The organism is Sphingobacterium composti (assembly GCF_009829075.1).
GTDB lineage: Bacteria > Bacteroidota > Bacteroidia > Sphingobacteriales > Sphingobacteriaceae > Sphingobacterium > Sphingobacterium composti.
In genome coordinates, this window is record NZ_WUQZ01000051.1 from 1 (window position 1) to 1,840 (window position 1,840).

1 rRNA gene is annotated in these 1,840 nt (G+C 50.6%); it reads left to right on the forward strand.

Going from position 1 to position 1,840, the window contains the following annotated elements:
* Positions 1-1,814: ribosomal RNA gene (locus GOQ17_RS15990) — 23S ribosomal RNA — on the forward strand; the annotation flags it as partial.
* Between the last annotated feature and the right edge of the window lie 26 nt (positions 1,815-1,840).

The window sequence follows — 1,840 nt, forward strand, 5'->3', positions numbered from 1 at the left end:
TGGAGATTATAGAAAAGCAAATGTAGGCATAAGTAACGATAAGGCGGGTGAGAAACCCGCCCACCGAAAGACTAAGGTTTCCTGATCAACGCTAATCGGATCAGGGTTAGTCGGGGCCTAAGGCGCATCCGAACGGAGAAAGCCGATGGACAACTGGTTAATATTCCAGTACTTTTATATACTGCGATGTGGTGACGGAGTAGTGACACTGCCGCGAACTGACGGAATAGTTCGTTAAAAGGCGTAGGTATTAGAATGGTAGGCAAATCCGCCAATCTAGCTGAAACCCAATAGTACAGCAAACCTTCGGGGGCGTTGATAGAGCAGGTAATCAGACTTCCAAGAAAACCCGCTAAGCTTCAGGTATATAAAACCCGTACCGTAAACCGACACAGGTAGTCGAGGAGAGAATCCTAAGGTGCTCGAGTGAGTCATGGCTAAGGAACTCGGCAAAATGGCCCTGTAACTTCGGGAGAAGGGGCGCTGTCTCAGCGATGAGCAGCCGCAGTGAAAAGGCCCAGGCGACTGTTTAGCAAAAACATATGGCTTTGCAAAATCGAAAGATGAGGTATAAGGCCTGACACCTGCCCGGTGCTGGAAGGTTAAGAGGGGATGTCATCGCAAGAGAAGCATTGAATCGAAGCCCCAGTAAACGGCGGCCGTAACTATAACGGTCCTAAGGTAGCGAAATTCCTTGTCGGGTAAGTTCCGACCTGCACGAATGGTGTAACGATCTGGGCGCTGTCTCAGCCATGAGCTCGGTGAAATTGTGGTATCGGTGAAGACGCCGATTACCCGCAACGGGACGGAAAGACCCCATGCACCTTCACTATAGCTTAACATTGAAATTGGGTACAGGATGTGTAGGATAGGCGGGAGTAATTGAAGTGGATTCGCCAGGATTCATGGATACACCCTTGAAATACCGCCCTTTCTGTATTCGGTTTCTAACTCGGCTAAGTCGAGGACATTGTTTGGTGGGTAGTTTGACTGGGGTGGTCGCCTCCAAAAAGGTAACGGAGGCTTTCAAAGGTAAGCTCAGTACGCTTGGTAACCGTACGCGGAGTGCAATGGCATAAGCTTGCTTGACNGTGGATACACCCTTGAAATACCGCCCTTTCTGTATTCGGTTTCTAACTCGTCAGTGACGAGGACATTGTTTGGTGGGTAGTTTGACTGGGGTGGTCGCCTCCAAAAAGGTAACGGAGGCTTTCAAAGGTAAGCTCAGTACGCTTGGTAACCGTACGCGGAGTGCAATGGCATAAGCTTGCTTGACTGTGAGGCCTACAAGCCGAGCAGGGTCGAAAGACGGACATAGTGATCCGGTGGTTCTGTATGGAAGGGCCATCGCTCAAAGGATAAAAGGTACGCTGGGGATAACAGGCTGATCTCCCCCAAGAGCTCATATCGACGGGGAGGTTTGGCACCTCGATGTCGGCTCGTCACATCCTGGGGCTGGAGAAGGTCCCAAGGGTTGGGCTGTTCGCCCATTAAAGTGGCACGCGAGCTGGGTTCAGAACGTCGCGAGACAGTTCGGTCCCTATCTGTTGTGGGCGTTGGAAGTTTGAGTGGATCTGTCCTTAGTACGAGAGGACCGGGATGGACTGACCGCTGGTGAACCAGTTATGCCGCCAGGTGTACGGCTGGGTAGCTACGTCGGGAATAGATAAGCGCTGAAAGCATCTAAGTGCGAAACTAGCCACGAGATGAGACTTCCTTATAGGGTCGTAGAAGATGACTACGTTGATAGGCTACAGGTGTAAAGGTTGAGAGACCAAAGCTGAGTAGTACTAATAGCCCGAAGCTTTCCAAGCGGATAGTAACTGTTGTCTTCTTCTTA